This is a genomic window from Flavobacterium sp. GW821-FHT12A05 (assembly GCF_058807735.1).
On record NZ_JBXAQY010000003.1, the window covers coordinates 612512 to 631734 of the forward strand.

12 protein-coding genes are annotated in these 19223 nt (G+C 35.6%); 1 reads left to right on the plus strand and 11 read right to left on the minus strand.

The window, feature by feature from the left end; genetic code table 11:
* Positions 1 to 49: 49 nt before the first annotated feature.
* From AC1RRQ_RS09080 to AC1RRQ_RS09130, 11 genes are all read right to left on the minus strand, one after another.
* Positions 50 to 1396, minus strand: a complete 1347-nt coding sequence (locus AC1RRQ_RS09080; RefSeq protein ID WP_493022702.1) for a glycoside hydrolase family 28 protein — start codon at positions 1394 to 1396, stop codon at positions 50 to 52.
* A 167-nt stretch (positions 1397 to 1563) separates the two neighbouring features.
* The gene (pelA, locus tag AC1RRQ_RS09085; protein ID WP_493022703.1) at positions 1564 to 3564 is read right to left on the minus strand and encodes a pectate lyase; all 2001 of its coding nucleotides are present in this window, start codon (positions 3562 to 3564) and stop codon (positions 1564 to 1566) included.
* A gap of 242 nt (positions 3565 to 3806) precedes the next feature.
* Positions 3807 to 5405 carry a glycoside hydrolase family 43 protein gene (locus AC1RRQ_RS09090; RefSeq protein ID WP_493022704.1) on the minus strand — a complete coding sequence of 533 codons (1599 nt, stop codon included), beginning with the start codon at positions 5403 to 5405 and terminating at the stop codon, positions 3807 to 3809.
* Positions 5406 to 5601: 196 nt separating this feature from the next.
* Positions 5602 to 6822: a glycoside hydrolase family 88/105 protein gene (locus tag AC1RRQ_RS09095; RefSeq protein WP_493022705.1), complete on the minus strand. Its 1221-nt coding sequence runs from the start codon at positions 6820 to 6822 to the stop codon at positions 5602 to 5604.
* A 22-nt stretch (positions 6823 to 6844) separates the two neighbouring features.
* The gene (locus AC1RRQ_RS09100; RefSeq protein WP_493022706.1) at positions 6845 to 8047 is read right to left on the minus strand and encodes a glycoside hydrolase family 88/105 protein; all 1203 of its coding nucleotides are present in this window, start codon (positions 8045 to 8047) and stop codon (positions 6845 to 6847) included.
* An 11-nt stretch (positions 8048 to 8058) separates the two neighbouring features.
* Entirely contained in the window at positions 8059 to 9249 is a 1191-nt protein-coding gene (locus tag AC1RRQ_RS09105; RefSeq protein WP_493022707.1) for a glycoside hydrolase family 88/105 protein, read from the minus strand.
* 304 nt (positions 9250 to 9553) lie between these two features.
* Positions 9554 to 10519, minus strand: coding sequence for a DUF4861 family protein (locus AC1RRQ_RS09110; protein ID WP_493022708.1), 966 nt, complete (start codon positions 10517 to 10519; stop codon positions 9554 to 9556).
* A gap of 10 nt (positions 10520 to 10529) precedes the next feature.
* The gene (locus tag AC1RRQ_RS09115) at positions 10530 to 11462 is read right to left on the minus strand and encodes an alpha/beta hydrolase fold domain-containing protein (protein ID WP_493022709.1); all 933 of its coding nucleotides are present in this window, start codon (positions 11460 to 11462) and stop codon (positions 10530 to 10532) included.
* Positions 11463 to 11566: 104 nt separating this feature from the next.
* A complete protein-coding gene (locus tag AC1RRQ_RS09120) occupies positions 11567 to 13252 on the minus strand; it encodes a RagB/SusD family nutrient uptake outer membrane protein (protein WP_493022710.1) in 1686 nt (561 codons plus the stop codon).
* A gap of 12 nt (positions 13253 to 13264) precedes the next feature.
* The gene (locus tag AC1RRQ_RS09125; RefSeq protein ID WP_493022711.1) at positions 13265 to 16369 is read right to left on the minus strand and encodes a SusC/RagA family TonB-linked outer membrane protein; all 3105 of its coding nucleotides are present in this window, start codon (positions 16367 to 16369) and stop codon (positions 13265 to 13267) included.
* 33 nt (positions 16370 to 16402) lie between these two features.
* Positions 16403 to 17842, minus strand: coding sequence for a glycoside hydrolase family 28 protein (locus AC1RRQ_RS09130; protein WP_493022712.1), 1440 nt, complete (start codon positions 17840 to 17842; stop codon positions 16403 to 16405).
* A gap of 289 nt (positions 17843 to 18131) precedes the next feature.
* On the opposite strand from AC1RRQ_RS09130, the gene AC1RRQ_RS09135 reads away from it, so the two are divergent.
* Entirely contained in the window at positions 18132 to 19160 is a 1029-nt protein-coding gene (locus tag AC1RRQ_RS09135) for a LacI family DNA-binding transcriptional regulator (RefSeq protein ID WP_493022713.1), read from the plus strand.
* Positions 19161 to 19223: the final 63 nt, after the last annotated feature.

A 19223-nucleotide genomic window follows, 5' to 3' on the forward strand; every position in this document is an offset into this window, starting at 1 on the left:
TACAGTGTACTGATAAAAATCTTTGCGCACTTTGCGGTTAAAAAAAAATTTAATGTTTCGAAACCGCCGAAGGCACCCCTGCTCTATTTCCAATAAAAACGTCCGTCATAAGAACGTTTTCTGCATTTTCATTAGACAAAGCATTTTTGGCTTCTTTGATTTCTATGTTTTTAAAAGAGATATTTTGGATTTTTTTCTCCGGGAAACCCTGAATTACAATTCCCGATTCTGATGCTTTATTGCAGCTAATATTCGAAAAATGAATATTTGAAATCTCAGATTGGTATCCTTTTCCTTCTCCATGATAATTTGCCGTCATATACAAACAATCTTCTACGGCATCGAGCTGTATATTTCGAACAAAAACATTTTTAATAAAACCGCCGCGATCAGCATTGGTTTTCAAGTAAATCCCTCTTTTTAAATAGCCGATTGTTCTGCAGTTTTCTACAAAAACATTCTGAACTCCAGCCGACATTTCGCTGCCAATTACTACGCCGTGAAGTCCTTTAAAATTACAATTTCTAATTACGATATTCTCACTTGGCGTTGCCATATTGGCTCTGCCTTCGTGATCTCGCCCTGCTTTTATGGCTACATTATCATCGCCATTATTAAAGGTCACATTTTCGATTAAAACATCTTTGGCATATTCAGGATCTATTCCGTCATTGTTATAATTTAATGATTTATAGCTGATGCCTCTAACGGTAATACTTTGCGATTTTAAAAGATGCAGACACCAAAATGGCGAATTCTCGATCCTAATATTCTCAATAAGTATATTTTTACAATTCAAAAACTGAATCATTTGCGGACGCAGATAATAACCTTCACCAAATTTCCTGTCTTTTAAAGGCGTGTTATTATGGTTCATATCTCGGCTTCGATTTTTTCCCTCTCCTTCTTTTGCTTTAAAACTTTTCCAGACATTTCCTCCTTCGCCGTCAATTGTTCCTTCGCCTGTTATCGCAATATTGGTACATTCATTCGCATAAATCAGCGGACTGTAATTGTACAACATTGTACCTTCCCAACTGGTTAAAACCAAAGGATAATCTTTAGGATTGTCACTGAATTTTATTTTGGCTCCTTTTTCAATTTTCAAGTTTACATTGCTCACAAAATGAATTGGTCCGTTTATTTTGTAAATCCCTTTTGGGACAATAATAGTACCGCCGCCTTTCTTTTGGCACAAAGCCATTGCTTTATCAAAAATGGTTTTATTATTAAAAATAGAATCTCCTTTTGCTCCTAATTTTAGAACGTTTATTTCATAAGCCGGAAAAACTGGCAATTGTATTCTCTTTACAATTGAATCAACTTTTGCGGTTGGAAATTCATTTTTCTGGGCAAAACAAGTGCAGGAAAGGAGTAAAAGGATTAGATATTTCATTTTTTTTAGAGGTTCTGAGGTTCTGAGATACTAAGGTTCTGAGTTTTCTTATTGTTTTTTTTAGGGGCAAAGTTGCAGAGATACAAAGGTTCAAAGGTTTTTCTGTAGAGATGCACTGTTGTGCATCAAAAAAACTTAGCACCTTAGAACCTTAGTCCCTCAGCACCTTATTCTAAATACCACTTAACAGCAGTATCTTTTAGAATATTTTCTATCGAATATTGATCTGCTTCTGTTTTTGTAAGCTGATGTGACCATGATACTCTTTTATTGGGCTGAAATCCTTCACCGCTGTTATTGTACTCCGCATAAAAGGCATTTTTTTCTGCATCCGGTTTTGACCAGTTTTCCCAGCCTTCTGGTTTTATTTGTTTTCCTAATTCGCAGTTTATAAAAACGGTTTTGGCATAAATACGCCAGGGTCTGCCCAGATACACGGCATTAGCAGAAGCTTCTGCAGTCAGCTTACAGTTTTTAAAAACGAAACCATAATCCACGCCTTCCGGAGTTGAAGCTGCTGTAACATACGAACTTTTAATACTGTGAATGATACAATTTTCGAATAAAGCCGTTGCGCCTCCAAAAATAAAATCGGTTGTGCCTTCGATATAACAGTCTTTAAAATATTGTTTGGCATTTTTTCCCGATAAATACAACGTATCCTGATTTCCCGAAATAATGCAGTTTGAAATTTTAGTACGATTCCCCACAACCGATAAAGCGATGGCCTGACCATAATCGCCCGAAGCATTTTTAATGGTTATATTAGATGCCGAAAAATCGTCTGCTTCCACTAAAAGTGTTGACGTATAAAAAGTGCTGTTTCTGCCTAAATTAATTTTCGAAAAATTATCATCAAAAGTAATGATCGTGTTTTCTTTGCTTTCGCCTAATAAAACCAAATGAGTGTTCCATTCCGGTACTCTCAACTTTTCTTTATAGGTTCCGTTTTTAATGAATATCGTTACTTTTTGATAAGGAAAAGACGGACTTGCATATATCGCATCTTGTATTTTGGTAAAATCTCCGGAACCATCTTGTGCAACAGTTAAAAAATCAGCTTTTTTTTTATCCGATGTTTCCGAAACTTTCACTCCGTTTTTAACGGCCCATGAAGTGTATTTTTTCAATACTTCTTTAGGTTCATCGGTATACCAGGCGTAACCGTTTCTACGTTCTGCACCAATCTCATCAAGCGATTTCTTTTTGATTCCGTCACGGTCGCAAAAGAACGGTTCGTTCGTATCCAAGTCCATAAATCTGGCCCAGATTGGCGCCGCATTTTGAACTGGAATCATTTTTTTATCGATGATTTTCCCTGCATCATTTAAAACACGTTTCTCTTCAAGATTGGTAATTTTTGTTTTTTCAAACCAGGTATTGGCACTTTTTACAGCCGTAATAATTTCCGGTGACGGATTTTTAATTGACATTAAAAGCAAAACAATCTTAGCCGATTCTTTTCCGCTCAGCGAAGGAAGTTCATACGCTCTGGCTTTTGCAGGCAGTAAAGTAACTTCATCATGCTGCGCACACCAAGCCGTTAAAACTCCGTTTTGTTTGTATTGTGTTTTGATGATACAGTCAATTCCTTTATCAAAAGCTGTTTTTGTTTTTAAAATGATCTCTTTTGATGGCTTAATACTGTAAAAATCAGTTTGTTCACTTACTTCTTTCATCACATCTAAAATACGCACCATCGAATCGTCATTGTAGGTAATATGCGTGTAATATCCTTTTTTTAATGGATAAAACTGAGGCCAGCCGCCATTTCTATATTGCGCTTCCAGTAAATAATTCAGGCCTTTTAAAAACGATTCTTTGTAACGTTCGTCTTTAACCTGAGCGTACATTTTAGACATAAAAAGCATTTCCTGAGTGGTTGCTCCATTGTCTGTTGTGGTTTCTTTTGTGGTCTTTTTAATTTCGAGCAAATCCTTTTGCTGCGAAGGAATCAGCTCGTTCTGCATTTGAATATTTTTGGGCCATCCTCCTATATCTCTTTGATAAAGCAGTACATTTTCGGCAATCTTTTTGGCTTCTTCGGTACCAAACCACGATGCATCATTTTTGCGAATGACATCCGGCCAGTTTTTGTAACTATTCTGCGCCTGTGTACCAAAGTTCAAAGCGATAATAAAAAACAATATTTTTTTTAACTGAATCATTTTATTTTCTTTTGCGATAATCGTCTGTAATTATTTATTCAAATGGAATGAAAACTCAATTTTACTCAAAAAAAGGTTCTAAAATTCACTTTTGTAAGAAAAAACTATTTAAACACTATTTTTAGCTCGTATTTTATATTCAAATATATCGAACTATTAATTTTTTTAATTCTTTAATTATATCTCATTTATTGAAGCCGTTTTTTAGCTGAAAAAAAATATTTTTAAATTTTAGTGCTTTTTCATTTCGTTACTCTAAACCAATCGATGGCCACATTTCCGGAATCGTTTGTTACTTTTTCGCTTAAAGCAAAAAGTCCTATTTTGGCACCAATCCATTTTCCTTCTTTAGCTGTAAAGTCAGTTCCAATGGACTGATAATTTTTATCATCTAAACTATAAAAGAAATTACAAACGCCGCCTCTTTTAACTTTCACTCTCAGGTAAATGGTATTATTAGAAATTAAAACTGGTTTTGTTTCTGTTTCTGAAACCGTTTTGTTAAAAGTTCCTGTTTTTTGGTTGAGATATAATTTTCCATCTTCATTTTTCAGACATAAATAACTATAATCCAATCCCATAATAATCAGTCCGGTTGTTTCTCCGTTTAACCTTGTGTTGAAAGTTATTTTGGCTGTAGCCGAAAATTCTTCAGCAGGAAATTTTTGAAGCAATAAGTTTGGGGCATCAAAAATGCTTTTACTGTCTTTAGTAGTTTTTACGCAAAACAAATTCAAATAACCAAGACTTGTCGGGAAACCCCAATTTATCTGCGAATTGGCCTGCCACTGCCATTGCAATCCTAATTTTGGTTCATTGAATTCATCTGACGCTGCAGGATTTTCTATTGGATATTTTTTGCCGACATTGGGCTTTTTATAGGTTGCAACCGGTTCTCCAATTCCGTTTTTATCAAAATCCTTTCCCATAACCGGCCAGTCTTTTTCCCATTTCATGGGTTGCAAATACACAATTCTTCCGTAAGCGCCTTTATCCTGAAAATGAATAAACCAGTCTTCACCTGTTTGCGTCTGCACCCAAGCGCCCTGATGCGGACCGTTTATTTTAGTCGATCCCTGCTCTAAAACTTTTTTCTTTTCATAAGGTCCAAATACATTTTTAGATCTTAAAATCGTCTGCCAGCCAGTTGCAACACCGCCGGCCGGAGCAAAAATGTAATAGTAATTATTTCGTTTGTAGAATTTTGGTCCTTCAATCGTGCCTTCGCCATCGTGTCCGTCAATTACCATTACTTCGTCATTATTAGCAATGGTTCCTTCATCATTCATAGTACATACAACCAGTAAACTTTTAATTTGGGCGCGGCTTCCTGCAAATGCATGCGCCAGATACGCTTTTCCGTCATCATCCCAAAGCGGACTAGGATCGATTAACCCAATTCCAGCTTTTACCAAAAGTGGTTCAGACCAAGGCCCTTCTGCTTTTTTGGCTTTAATCATATAAATTCCGAAATCAGGATCAGGGTAATAAATATAAAATTCATTTTTATGAAAAGTAATACTTGGCGCCCAGACACCATTTCCGTGCTGTACTTTATTAAAGGTTTCAAAGGGCGGTTGTTTTGGCAGCGCATAGCTAAGAATTTTCCAGTTTACCAAATCTTTAGAATGTAAAATGGGTAACCCCGGAATGCAGTTAAAAGACGATGCTGTCATATAAAAATCGTCTCCCACCCTCACAACATCAGGATCTGAATAATCGGCATGAATAATGGGGTTCGTGTACGTTCCGTCTCCATTATCCGGTGTCCAGACCTGTGCCGTATTTTTCTGAAAAGAAAAAACAGAAAGAAAAAGAATAACGATTTTTATGTTTTTCATTTTGTAGTGATTAACTTTTTACTTAAACCCGACAAGTTTTAAAAACCTGTCGGGTTTGTATCGCGATGGAATTAAGACGTATGGAATTACTTTATTGATTTACTACACCATGCTTCTCCCGAAGCCTCGGGATCGCTCAGCAAGACAATAAACTACAATTCATAATTCATAATTAACAATTAACAATTAAAAAAAACTATCTATTCAATTCTAAGGCCGCTAAGATAAAAGGGCCCGTTGCTTTAGGATCGTTGTCTTTTTTTCTTTCGTTTACATAATAATCGTAAGAACCGTCACGATATGGAGTTCCTCCTAAACCAGCCACCTGGCAGCAATTTGTTAAGGTAATACCGCCGTCTTCATCTACTTTTTTGATTAAAATTTTAGTCAATCCGTCAAAAGCTTTGTTGGCTAGTTTTTTATATTTTGCAGGTAAATATCCTTTGTTTGCACCTTTTGCAAAAGCATACGCAAACATAGCAGATCCTGACGCTTCTAAATAGTTTCCTTTTTCTCCGCCTTTGTCTGTAACCTGATACCACAATCCAGATTTATCCTGATATTTAGCCAAAGCAGCCGAAGCATTGTTTAAATATTGAATTAACTCTGCTCTTTTTGGATGTTCTTTTGGCATATAATCTAAAACATCAACCAATGCCATTACATACCAGCCTAAAGCTCTCGACCAGAAATTTGGAGAGTTTCCTGTTACTTTATCTGCCCAAGGCATTGCTTTGCTTTCATCCCAGCCGTGATATAATAATCCCGTTTTAGGATCTGTAGCGTGCAATTGAATCAGCTCAAATTGTTTCGCGATATCATCAAAACTTTTTCCGTTTTCGTATGTCAAAGTATACTGCGCGTAAAATGGTTCTCCCATATACAAACCATCTAACCACATTTGATTTGGATAAATTTGTTTGTGCCAGAATCCACCGCTTGCCGTGCGAGGCTGCTCTGCCAATTGTTTGCGAACCAACTGCATGGCTTTTAAATATCTATCTTGTTTTGTTTCGTCATAAATGGCAAAAAGCAAACGTCCAGGAACCACCAAATCAATATTGTATTTATCGAATTCGTAAGTTTTAATCGTTCCGTCTTCCTGCACTAATTCGTCTACATAACCTCTTATGTAAGCTTTGTAGCGAGGATCTGGATTTTTCTTGTTCAACTCTTCTATTGAATGTAAAACCAAAGCATGAACATAATCCCATTTTGGCTTTTTAGCATCATCGAGCATATAAGCTTCCGGATGACGTTTCATTAAAGTTAAAGCCATTTTATCTGACCATTTCATGTCTTTAGAAATAACGATTTCTTTTTTTGCAGTTTCCTGTGAAGTTGCTTTACAGCCTGTTAAAGCCATCATGCAAACTAATAAAACCGACATAAAACTGTGTTTTCTACTCTTTTTCATTTCAAAATATATTTTAATTCTACTATTGTTCTACTTCTAATGCGGCCAAAATAAATGGCCCTAACCCATGTGAGTTGTCTGTCTTTATTTTTTCTTTAATATAATATTCAAAAGAACCATCACGATACGGATTTCCGCCTAATCCTGCACTGGCACAAACCTGCGTAATATGGATTTCGCCATCTTCATCAACTGTGATCAATTTTTGAGTAATAGCATTAAAGCCTTTTACCGCGAGTTTTTTATAACTTAAAGGTAAATATCCTTTGTTTGCTCCTTTTGCAAAAGCGTAAACAAACATTTCAGATCCCGAAGCTTCAAGATAATTTCCTTTTTTATTTCCTGCATCTGTAACCTGATACCACAATCCTGATTTGTCCTGATATTTTGCCACTGCTTTTGAAATATCATTTAGGTACTCAATAAGCTCTTTTCTCTTTGGATGTTCTTTTGGCATATAATCCAAAACATCAATTAAAGCCATCATGTACCAGCCAATAGAACGTGACCAAAAATTAGGTGAAGTTCCGGTTTCTTTATCAGCCCAAGGCATTTGTTTACTTTCATCCCAGGCATGAAAAAGCAATCCTGTTTTTTTATCCAGCGTATGCAGCTGTATTTGCTCAAATTGTTTGGCAACGTCATCTAAATCTTTTCCGTTATCAAATTCAACGGTATAACGTGCATAAAAAGGTGTTCCCATATACAAACCATCCAGCCACATTTGATACGGATATATTTTTTTGTGCCAAAATCCTCCCGAATTTGTTCTTGGATGTGTTTCTAATTGTCTGCGCAATGTTTGCATCGCAGTTAAATAACGATTGTCATTCGTTCTTTTATAAAGTTCAAACAAAAACTTACCCGGATTAACATAATCTATATTATAATCTTCGAGTTTGTAATTCAAAATTTCTCCTGAAGGATTAATTACGGTTTCACCATAAGCTTTAATATAATCTGCATAAATAGGATTGTTTGTTTTTTGATACAGCTTTTCAAAAGAAGTCATCAATAAACCCAGTTTATAATCCCATTTTGGTTTTTCGTTATTATCGACCTGCCAGGCCAGCGGTGCACGTTTTATAACAGAAAGTGCCATTCGATCTGACCATTTTAAATCTTTTGAAATAGCAGAAGATTGTGCCTTCATTTCATTAAATGAAAACACAATTACACCAAGGAGGACAATTCCGGCAAAACTAAAATGGCTTTTCTTTATCATAATAAATCGTTTTATTTATTCAATTCTATAGCACTCAATAAAAAGGCTCCCAAACCTATTGCACCATTCTCTTTTGTTTTCGCAATAAGATAATAATCATTCGTACCGTCTCTAAAAGGTTTTCCTCCTAAACCTACATTTGATGACACGTTTAAAATATTTACTTCACCTTTTTTATCGACCTTTACAAATTCTTTTACAAAACTGTCAAATGATTTCTTTGCTGTTTTTTTATAACTGGAAGGCAAATAGCCTTTGCGTGCTCCTTTTGCAAAAGCATAAATGATCATTCCCGAGGCAGACGGCTCTGTATAATTGGCATATAACTGTGTTTTATCTGCCACTTGGTACCATAATCCTGTATCGCTTTTGTACTGATCTGCAGACGCTGCAATTTCATTTAAATACTGAACCAGAACTTTATATTTCGGATGCGATTTCGGAAAATAATCTAACGTTTCTACCAACGCTGTCATATACCACCCAATACCACGTCCCCAAACAGTTGGCGAAGTTCCGGTTTGTTTGTCGGCCCAGGCAATTTCTTTACTTTCATTCCAAGCCTGATAAACCAGTCCGCTTTTCTTATCGATCATGTGATCGTGAACCAATTCAAATTGTTTGGCAATATCGTCTAAACTTCTTCCCTTTTCATATTTCATTGTAAATTGTGCGTAAAAAGGTTCAGCCATATACAAGCCGTCAATCCACATTTGATTGGGATAAATCTGTTTGTGCCAAAATCCGCCACTGTGTGTTCTTGGCTGACTTTCTAATTGATTTCTCAATTTTCCAGTAATTTCAAAATAGCGTGAATCTTTTGTTACATCATATAAATTAAACAATAGTTTCCCCGGATTCAAACAATCAATATTGTATTCTTTAACGTCGTATTTTTTAATATTTCCGTCGGTGTCAATCATACCGTCAACATACTTTTTAATGTAGTCCAGATATTTTTTATCCTTTGTTTCCTGATATAATTTCTCAAAACCAGACAAAACAAAACCCATTTTATAATCCCATTTCGGACTGTCATTTCCGTCTAGTTTCCATGCTTCGGGATATTTGTCCAAAATAGAAAGCGCAGTTCTCTCAGACCACTTTAAGTTATCCGGCAGTGCATTTTCGGGATTGTTTTGTGCAATTGCAAAAACATTCAAAAGCAGAAATAATAAAACGGCTGTTTTTTTACAATTCATATTATATATTTTTTTGCCACTCCCGATAGCTATCGGGATAATAGATTATTTGGATTATTCGTTGCTTGTTTTAACATAGAAACATAGTTTTTGGTACTTAATAAAAGGCGTTTCACTTGTATTAACAAACATAGACTTGTTTCTTTTATACTCTTTGAAAATACAATAATTCTATGTTTCTATGTGTTAAATATTTTCACGCAGATTCAGCAGATCCAGCAGATTTTTAATCTTTAATTTTTAATTTCAAAAATCTTTTAAATCCTGTATCCCGATAGCTATCAGGAGTGGCAAAAAAGACAATTTACATCTTTCCTTTTTTGTTCAACACTTCTAATTGCGTATCTAAATATTTAACGAATTCTTCCTGAGATTTGATTCCGTTTTTTTCTTGTTCCCAAGCTCCTAAAAGATAAAATGCAGTTGCTTTTGTGGTGGGTTTAAAAACCAGTAAATAATCTAAATCCGTATCGGCGATATTTTCGATTGTATTAACTTCATAAAAAATAGCCATTCCCAATTTGTCCGGAACTAAAGACTGTACGCCATAAGTGGCCAGATAAGCCCATTTTTTGTTTTTACTTTCTTTTTTAAGCAGTTCTGTATTTTTCTGTTTTACGATTCCGGTACAAATTCCTTTAATTTCTTTTGAAGCCTGAATCGTATGTTTCGTATACAACTGATCTGGTTTTATGGTTAAAACTGATGTGAAATCAATTTTATCCGAAGCTGTTTTCCATCCATAGTAATTCACCTTTACGCCAGATTCGTTGTTTTTATTTACAACCGTTGCAATTGTAGAATCGACTTCGCGGAAATGCAGTTTTTCGTTGTTTAAATAACGATCTATAGAACCAATTCCAATTCCTTTTCCGGCTTTTAAAATATCGGCTCCCCAATCGCTCATTTCGTGGTACGAATCAAAATTATCCTGACCCACAATTGGTAAAATCATTTCAGAAGTTTTCTTTCCGAAGATGTCAATTGCATTTCTCCAATCCAGATATAAACGGTAACCAATTCTGTTGCTTTCCCAGCCCGGACCTTCATAACGAATATCAAAAGAATGGTCTGTATGTTCCGGTGCCAGTTTTAGCCGGTCAACATTTTTAAAAGTCGTACCGCCTTTGTATTTTCTTCCTTCCCAATGTCCGTCTGTTTTTGCTGAAATTTCGGCATACGTTTTAGCCGTTTTTATATTATACTTTTGAGCATTTACTGATGTTAAACCGATTAAAAATAAAGCTGCGGCTGTAATTTTTGTTTTCATTTTATTGCAATTATTTGAATGTCTTTTTTAAAAAATTAATTGTAAAATCAGCGGTTTGATTAAACCAAGGCTGAAAAAACCAGAAAGAATGAGGCGAGTTTTCGATAGTATGCCCCTCATTGTAAATTTTATATTGATTTAAAATCTTTATCATATCGTCTCTTCCGGCATGAAACCTGTCGATACTGCTGTTTATAAACAATACGGGCGGTGTTTTTTTATTGGTATGGCTTAAAGCCGATGCATTTTTCCAATTGTCTGTTTTTTGTTCATAAGAACCTCCAAGCCAAAAGGATGCCATTTCTCCCTCAGAAGATTCCGGATGTCTGAATGCTAAAATGCCGTCTACATTAATAATGGCATTTACTTTTGAAGATGATTTACTTTTATTTGAAGGATCATCAAAAGTTGAATTTCCATTTGTTGTACCAATCAAAGCTGCCATCTGACCTCCCGAAGAACAGCCTAAAACCGCAATTTTGTCTGGATCTACATTGAATTTTCCTGCATTATCTTTTATAAACCGAATCGCATTTTTTACATCATAAACTCCATACGGATATTTTGCCTCGAGCGATAATCTGTATTCTATTGTAAAACAAGAATAACCGTGTGATGCTATTTCCTGCGCCAACGGATTCATCTGACTTTTATTTCCCGATCTCCAGCCTCCGCCGTGAATCATAATAACCGCCGGATTTTGTTTTTGTTTCTTATTTACAAAAGCATCTAAATGCAATGCTCTGTCTGTTTCATTATAAATAATATCCTCAATTTGATCGACGTTTTCATTTTTATCGATAACAGGAATGGTTATCGACGGGTATTTTTTTATCAATTTATTATAGGTGCTTTTTACCGTATACGACGTGTCGACACTGTAAGTCTGCTGCGCTCTTAGAACACAGGAAAGCAATAATAAAATCAATACCATTTTTCGCATTACAATCAATTTACTTTTTAGTTAAGAAAGGAGTCGGGCACTTTGGCCAGACTCCTTTTTAACTTCTTCAAAAAAACAAATAGTCTCAAAAAACTACCAAATTACTAATAACCAGGATTTTGAGGAAAGTCTTTATTTTGGTTTAAATCCAATGCCGTTTGAGGAATTGGTCTTAATATTTTAAGCTGACCGTCGATTCCAACAAAATTAGCGGCCTTAATTTTATAATTATGTGCAGATGCTCTTGCTACTAAAGTTCCGGTACGTTTTAAATCAAACCATCTTTTATATTCGCCTAATAATTCTCTTCCTCTTTCATCTAAAATATAATCGATGTTGAATTGTCCAATCGTTGCATTTGCTACGCCGGCTCTTCTTCTTACTTCGTTTAAACGATCTAAACCTGTAGAAGGCACACCAGCTTTTAAATAGGCTTCGGCAGCAATTAAATACGTTTCACCTAATCTCGAAACAATAATATCTCTTGTACTAACCGGACCTGTGCTTGAAGGCGTTGTTGGATTTGCGTCATCAAATTTCTTAACCGGAATTGTGTAACAATCTAAGTTTTTAATTAAAGTATGCGCTGCTGAATATTCTCCCCAAGGATGATAAACAAATGTGGAAGCTAATCTAGAAGCATTCGTTGTCATCCAAGCCGTTTTATCCGCAGGTGTAAACCATTTTGGTTCATAAAAATGTCTCACTTTTACTGCACTGGCATTTGTTGGTCTGTAATAAGGATAATAAAGTGTTGTTTTTGCTTTTCCATCAACCGTTACTGTTTCTTCAAGTATTTCGGTCATGAAAGTTGCATCCCATCTTTTATCTCCTTTTTCATATAAACCCAAAGCATAATCTGTAGGACATAAATTGTAACTTCTTAACGGAGCGCCTGTTTCTGCACCTCCTAAATACGAACTGAAATAGTAAAACTGATTGTTTCCTAATTTTGTTGGATCTGTACTTGTCGAAGCTTTATCGTATTGTACAGAAAAAATGGTTTCTGCATTCAAATCGTTATCACCAGTAGAAGTTGTCACGAATAATTGGTTAAAAGCGATGTTTAATGCCTGACCAGCAATTGCAGCATCGGCATAAGCAGCTGCTTTAGAGAAATCATCGGCTTTACCAAAAGTTTCGTATCCTCTGGTTAAATACACTTTGGCCAATAAATCGTTTACGGCTCTTTTGTTTACTTTTCCTGATGTGCTGTAAACTGAAGTTCCAACATTAGCTAAAGCAAAATCTAAATCGGCAATAATTTGTCCGTACACTTCTTCGGCCGTATTTCTATGAAAAGACAATACCGGTGTTGTAATATGTTCGTTTACAATAGGAACGCCGCCATAAGTCTGCACTAACAAAAAGTAAGCCTGTGCTCTTAAAAATCTTGCTTCGCCTACCAGCGTATTTAAATTTGGAGCCTGTTCTGTTATAGTCGAATAATAAACTGCTTTATTTACCGACTGAATCAACTGATAACAAGGAGTATACAAATCAGACACATTATCTGATGTTGGTATTAATAGTGCATATTGGCTTAAACCGGCTGGTTCCGGAGTTCTTCCTTCTGCATACATATCGGTTCCGGCTTCAAACAACCACGGATTTCCTCCGTAAATGCTTTTAAGCCAAGCATAATTAGAATTTATTAATAACTGAAATCCAGATGCCGTTTTATAAGTGGCATCGGCAGGAACATTTGATAAACTTTCCTCTTCAATATAATTGCTGCAAGAACTTAAGCTTGTCACAATCATTCCTAATATTATGATGAATTTTTTCATTTGATATCTTTATTAAAATTTAACACTTATTCCCAATTGCGTTGTTACTGATGCCGGACGGTTTACTCCAAAAGAAGAAGCTGCCCATTCCGGATCATATCCATCGAAATCTGTAAATACAAATGGGTCTAAAACATTTACATATATTCTTAAATTACTGATTTTTAATCTTTTCAATAATTCAGAATCCAGTGTGTATCCTAAAGATATATTTTTAATTTTTACGTAAGAAACGTCTCTGTAGTAAGCAAATAATGAAGTCCAATACGCTCCCGCTCCTGTTGCAACTGGTCCTGGTCTTGGGTTTGTATTATTTGCATTAGCCTCAATACCCGCGCCGTTTGTTGGAATAAAGTAATCCATGGCTAATTTCTGGCGTCCTCTATCGCTTACATCGGCAAAATTTTGGTGGAAAGTACTCAATACCGTTTGTCCCTGACTTGTAATTACAGAGAAATTGAAATCAAACTGACCAACTGTAAGTTTAGAGTACAAACTTCCCTGCCATTCCGGATTTGGATTCCCGATAACTGTTCTGTCATCGGTATTAAATTTACCGTCTCCGTTTAAGTCTTTTGGTTTTGCCTGACCCGGAAGCATATTGTATTTTGCTGCTTCTGCCGCCTGGCTTTCCTGCCAAACACCATCATAAACATAATTGTAATTAGGGTTTAAAGGAGATCCTAAAATTAATTTATTACCAATATCACTTACCTGATCCTGATTGTAAATGGACTCTAATTTGTTTACGTTTTTAGTGAAAGTAAAAGTGGTTTCCCAGTTTACTTTCTCACTTTTGATGTTTTTTGTAGTTAATAAAACCTCAATACCTTTATTGCTTACAGAACCAACGTTAGCAAACGTATTTTTGTAACCTGATTCTGCCGGCAACTGCTGTTTGTAAATTAACTTGTCTGATAATCTGTCATAAACATCAACGCTTCCCGAAATTCTGTTTTTTAAGAATCCAAAATCAAGTCCAAAGTTAAGCTCTCTTGTTTTTTCCCAAGTCAAAGCCTGATTCGCTAAATTCTCTGTCTGCCATCCCGAAACCACATTGGCACCGTTTGCATAAAAAGTCTGCTGATTTAATAAAGCCTGAGAAGTATAAGGCGCTACGTTGTCATTTCCGGTATAACCTAAACTCGCACGCAGTTTTAAGTCTGAAATTACAGAACTGTTAGCCAGAAAAGATTCTTTACTGATTTTCCATCCTAAAGCTACAGAAGGGAAACTCTGCCATTTATTTCCTTCAGATAATACAGATGAGCCGTCCCATCTTGTAGAAGCCGTTAATAAATATTTGTCTCTGAAACTATAGTTTAAACGAACAGCATAAGAACTCAATGTATTTTTTTGATATCCTGAACTGATATTGTAACTGGTTTGAACTCCGGATCCCATATTGTTTGAACCAACATCAAAAGGCTGATTGTTAGAATACATATAAGAGGTTTCGTCTACATTTGAGTACAAACTCTGCAATAATAAAACGCTAAAATCATGAACTTCGTTAAAAGTATGTTTTAAGTCAATTTGATTGTCCCAGGTATAATTGAAGTTGTTGAAATTTTTAATTGAAGCCGAATTTTTTCCGTTTAAAGTAACTCCGGCATTTGTCTGTGCTGAATAAGCGGTACTTGTAACCGTATTTTCGATTCCGGCCGCAAAAGTTGTTTTAAACGAAAGCCATTTTAAAGGCTGGTATTGAAAGAAAACATTTCCAACGGTCTGCCATGTTTTTTCTGTTTGAGAAGAATTCGCAATCTCCATTAACGGATTTACAGTCGATGTTTTATTAATTGCCCATGAACCATCAGGATAAGTTAGTTTTCCCGGAAGGAAAAATAAATTGCCTACCTGATCATTTCCTTTTGCGTCTACTGCCCAAGGCGACATCAAAGGACTCAATCTAAAAGCATCCTGCATCGCTAAATCGCTTCCTAATTGTGTATCAAGACGTGCAATAGTAACATTAGCTCCTGTAGAAAATTTATCGTTTATTTTATGATTTAAACCCAGTTTAAAAGAATATTTATCTGTTGAATCATTATCAATTAAACCTTCGTCACTCTGAACTCCAAATCCTAAGTTATAACTCAGCCCAGAATCTGAACGGCCTGTAACATTCAAGTAATTGTTTTGGGTCATACCTGGTTTTAGAACCGCATCTGCCCAGTCAAAATTGTAACCGCTGTTGGCTCTTGAAACCAATAACGGACTTTGATTTCCTGCTAATGCAGCTAACTGAGCCGGAGTTTGAGTTGCCGGAGTTGCACTCATATAAGCAACCTGGTGAAATTTCCACCATTGTTCTCCATTCATCATTTTTGGAAGTCTTGCTGCTGTTTTAGTTCCGTAAGAAGAATCAAAAGTTACATTGATTCCTGATTTTACATTGGCACCGCTTTTAGTGGTAACAATGATAACCCCGCTTGCTCCTCTTGAACCATAAATCGCCGCAGACGAAGCATCTTTTAAAACGTCCATTCTGGCAATATCCTGCGGATTCAAAAAGTCGATATTATCAACCGGAACACCATCTACAACATATAATGGCGAAGAACCAACTAAGGAGTTATTTCCTCTAATTACTACCTTAAATCCATCTCCCGAACGTCCTGAACTTGACGAAATCTGAACCCCAGGCGTGCTTCCCTGAATGGCTTCAAGTGCGCTTGTAGTGTTTCTTTCTGTAATAGTTGCTGCGCTGATTGTACTTACAGAACCTGTAAGATCTGTTTTCTTTACAGAACCGTACCCTACAACCACCACTTCATTTAAAGAATTGGATTGTTCAGCTAAGCTTACATTAATTTTTGTTTTTCCGGCAACGCTTACTTCCTGCGTTTGAAAACCTAAATAGCTGACAATTAAAACAGCTTTATTACTCGTTACATTTATCTTAAAACTTCCCTCAAAGTCTGTAGAAGTTCCATTTTTAGTTCCTTTTTCCTGGATATTTACACCTGGCAGTGATAATCCTGTGGCATCTGTAATTTTCCCTTCTATTGTGGTCGATTGAGCGTTTACAGTATTGCTCAGGAGAAAATTCAGGAAAAATAAAAATACAAGGTTGTATTTTATTTTTTTCTTTACTTGTTTTACAATGTTCATAATCTTGTTAAGTGGTTTTTTGGTTAATAGTTATTAGTTTTTAATAGATTCTACTTTCTTCTCATTGATATAGGTATTTATAAAATTGATATTCTTTACATTTTTTAATAAATAGACCGAGTCTACTTTTTGAATTTTTACGTTTTTCAGCGTAATATTTTCTACAGGAGAGGTTTCATAACCTTCTGCCCAGACGCTGTATTTTCCGCCGTTTTTTACGTTTACATTCTCCAGAATTACGTTTCTTATGGTTGGTATAAAGTTTCCTGTTTGTGACCCGTAAACATTGTAAAACATATTCAGTTTCAAAACACATTCTTTTACTGTTCCAACATCAAGGTTTCTAACAAAAATATCTTCGATAACACCACCTCGTTTTGAATTGGTTTTAATGCGGATGGCGCGATCCAGATTTGGACTGTCCATTACACAGTTCTCTACAAAAACATTATTTACACCAGCCGATATTTCGCTTCCAATAACGACACCTCCGTGTCCGTCAATCATTTTACAGTTTTGAACGATAATATTTTTACTCGGAATCGCTACTCTCCTTCCATCGGCATCGCGTCCGGCTTTAATAGCAATACAATCGTCACCGGTATTGAATGTGCAGTTTTTAATTATAATGTTTTGAGAATATTCGGGATCACAGCCGTCGTTGTTTGGTCCGTGGCTGTTTACCGTTACGCCGTCGATAATCATGTTATTGGTTTTTATGGGATGCAAAATCCAAAAAGGAGAATTGATCACCGTAACATCTTTTACCAAAACCGTATTGCATTCAAAAAACTCGATAAAGTTTGGTCTCAGGTATCTTCCTTCTCCAAAAACTCTTTCTGCAACCGGAATTCCTTTTTCGGCCATATCAACTAAAACTTCGCGGTTTGCCGGGTCATTTTGAGATGGAATTCCTTTTTTCCAGCCGTATCCTTTTCCGCCGGACCAAATCCACCAGTTTGTGCTGTCGGCCTGACCATTTAAAGTTCCTTTTCCGGTTACGGCAACATTGGTTTTGTTTTTAGCATAAATAAGCGGTGAATAATTCATTACTTCTGTTCCTTCCCACGAAGTATGAACAATTGGATAATCCTTTGGATTTAAGCTGAAAAGAATCTCAGCTTGATCTTCTAAATGCAGATTGACGTTACTTTCTAAATGAATGGCTCCGGTTAGGTATTTTCCATTTGGTACCAGTACTTTTCCACCTCCGTTTGCTGCACAGGTTTTAATTGCTTTTTCAAATGCTGTTGTGTTCAGCGTTTTGCCATCGGCTACAGCCCCAAAATCATTTATATTATAGGTTTTATCCTGAAAGTTGGTTTGAGGAATACTTTTAATAACCAATTCCATTTTTTTCCACGGATCAGATTCAGAAACAGCATTCACTTTTTTAGAGCACGATATAGTCAAAATGACTGTTATGCTTAAAAAAACAAAGGATCTTAACGCTATAACCTTACTTGTAATCATTTGTGTGGAGTTTCTGGTTTAAAGAGACGAAAATATCAATAATCATGTAATCGATTACACGAAAGTAGAAAATATGTTCTAATGAACCAAATTTATTTAGAAATAAATTGTATTTTTAATTTTTATTAAGAATTATAATTACATTTAATGCAATAATTATTATAATTTATTATCATTGTAGAATATAAAACGTTATAGTAATTCGATATGGTAATCGATAACATTAAATATTAGATTAATAAAAAAAACGTATTTTTGTCGTAGAATTTAACTTGTAAAACCCTTTTTAATGAGTGAAAAAGTAACCATTTATGATATTGCCGAAAAATTAAATATCACTGCAGCTACTGTTTCCAGAGCATTGAATAACAACCCGAAGATTAAAGAAAGTACTCGTGAGTTGGTTATTAAAACTGCTGCCTCAATGAACTATAAGCAGAATAAGCTTGCTTTAGCATTAAAAAGCGGCCGAAGTAATAATATTGGAGTAATTGTACCGCGTATTGACAGCAACTTTTTTGCTTCTGTTATTCGTGGTATCGAAGAAGAACTTCACCCTCATGGTTATCAGGTCATTATTTGCCAGACCCACGAAAGTAAAAAGAGAGAAAACGAAAATCTATATACCTTAATTGACGCTCAGGTCGACGGCATACTTATGTCTGTAACAGATGTAACAAACGAAAACGACGATGCTTTTAATAATGTATTGAAAAAGAACGTTCCGTTGATCTTTTTTGATAGAAGCAAGCATATCGACGGGGTAAGCTCTGTAACTATAAACGATTTTAGAGGCGGTTATTTAACCACCAAACATTTAATCAACGAAGGATGCAGGCATATTGCCCATTTTTCAGGAGATCAGTCGCTGGAAATTTTCAAAAACAGGTTTCTGGGCTACAAACAAGCTCTTTTAGACCACGGAATTACTTTTAATGAGGAATATGTGGTTCCTGTAAAAAGTATGGTAGATGCCGGAAAAGAAGCAGTCGATAAACTATTACAATTAGAAACACCACCTGATGCTATATTTTCATCGAGTGATTTTGCTGCATTAGGTGCTATTCAGGAACTGAAAGAAAGAAACATCAGTATTCCTAATGAGTTTTGTGTAGCTGGTTTTAGTAACGAGCCTTTTACCAAATTCATGGAATTATCGATTACTTCTGTAGATCAGTCTCCACTTGAAATGGGAAAAATGGCAGCCCGCGTTTTCTTAGAACAAGTAGACAAAACCGATACCATTAAAATTGAAAAAAAGGTGGTTCTGGCACCAGAATTACATATTCGTAAATCTTCGTCAAGATCCAACTTCTAGATAAAATAAAACCATATAAGTGATATAAGTAAATTTAAGTTTGCTTTTGTAACAATAAAAAAC

What these genes read in the sequence shown, in the direction of transcription:
- AC1RRQ_RS09095 (WP_493022705.1), bottom strand. Translation starts at nt 6,822, where the DNA reads ATGAAAAAGAGTAGAAAACACAGTTTTATGTCGGTTTTATTAGTTTGC.
- pelA (WP_493022703.1), bottom strand. Translation starts at nt 3,564, where the DNA reads ATGATTCAGTTAAAAAAAATATTGTTTTTTATTATCGCTTTGAACTTT.
- AC1RRQ_RS09100 (WP_493022706.1), bottom strand. Translation starts at nt 8,047, where the DNA reads ATGATAAAGAAAAGCCATTTTAGTTTTGCCGGAATTGTCCTCCTTGGT.
- AC1RRQ_RS09105 (WP_493022707.1), bottom strand. Translation starts at nt 9,249, where the DNA reads ATGAATTGTAAAAAAACAGCCGTTTTATTATTTCTGCTTTTGAATGTT.
- AC1RRQ_RS09125 (WP_493022711.1), bottom strand. Translation starts at nt 16,369, where the DNA reads ATGAACATTGTAAAACAAGTAAAGAAAAAAATAAAATACAACCTTGTA.
- AC1RRQ_RS09090 (WP_493022704.1), bottom strand. Translation starts at nt 5,405, where the DNA reads ATGAAAAACATAAAAATCGTTATTCTTTTTCTTTCTGTTTTTTCTTTT.
- AC1RRQ_RS09080 (WP_493022702.1), bottom strand. Translation starts at nt 1,396, where the DNA reads ATGAAATATCTAATCCTTTTACTCCTTTCCTGCACTTGTTTTGCCCAG.
- AC1RRQ_RS09130 (WP_493022712.1), bottom strand. Translation starts at nt 17,842, where the DNA reads ATGATTACAAGTAAGGTTATAGCGTTAAGATCCTTTGTTTTTTTAAGC.
- AC1RRQ_RS09115 (WP_493022709.1), bottom strand. Translation starts at nt 11,462, where the DNA reads ATGCGAAAAATGGTATTGATTTTATTATTGCTTTCCTGTGTTCTAAGA.
- AC1RRQ_RS09120 (WP_493022710.1), bottom strand. Translation starts at nt 13,252, where the DNA reads ATGAAAAAATTCATCATAATATTAGGAATGATTGTGACAAGCTTAAGT.
- AC1RRQ_RS09110 (WP_493022708.1), bottom strand. Translation starts at nt 10,519, where the DNA reads ATGAAAACAAAAATTACAGCCGCAGCTTTATTTTTAATCGGTTTAACA.
- AC1RRQ_RS09135 (WP_493022713.1), top strand. Translation starts at nt 18,132, where the DNA reads ATGAGTGAAAAAGTAACCATTTATGATATTGCCGAAAAATTAAATATC.